Origin of the sequence: Corallococcus exercitus (assembly GCF_003611585.1) — a bacterium.
GTDB classification, from domain to species: Bacteria; Myxococcota; Myxococcia; order Myxococcales; family Myxococcaceae; genus Corallococcus; species Corallococcus exercitus.
Genome location: NZ_RAVW01000927.1, coordinates 1 through 408, shown reverse-complemented (window position 1 = coordinate 408; position 408 = coordinate 1). Strand labels below are relative to the sequence as shown.

At 41.9% G+C, this 408-nt stretch carries 1 protein-coding gene; it reads left to right on the top strand.

The features are described 5' to 3' along the window. The first annotated feature begins 89 nt into the window (after window positions 1–89). Window positions 90–320: a hypothetical protein gene (locus D7W79_RS42915; RefSeq protein WP_001282459.1), complete on the top strand. Its 231-nt coding sequence runs from the start codon at window positions 90–92 to the stop codon at window positions 318–320. Window positions 321–408 lie beyond the last annotated feature (88 nt).

Below are 408 nucleotides of genomic sequence, written 5' to 3'. Positions count from 1 at the left end.
GGTAAATGCACCTCATGGGTAACTATCCTTGATTTTTGTTACCTTATGGGTGAATATTTATTATCTGAAATAAATATCAGGCAATAGCTATGAGCGATAACGGACATTTCGATTTCAAAAAGCACTGGCTTGCACTTACTCCGGATGAGCGTGAAGCCTTCGCACAGGAAGCCGGAACGACGAGTCACTATATCCAGACTCACTTAACAGGTAAGCGCAAAATGCCAGGTAAAGTATTGATGAATGGGCTTTTTAAAGCCTGTAAAACAAGACAATGGCTGCGCTCAAAAGCAGAACTGGCATACTTCTTCTACTCATGATATCCAGCTACAACCCTCTGTAGACCGCCACCCGGCGGTCTTTTCATATCTATTCGTACCTCAAAGGTAATAAAAAACCAAATATGGT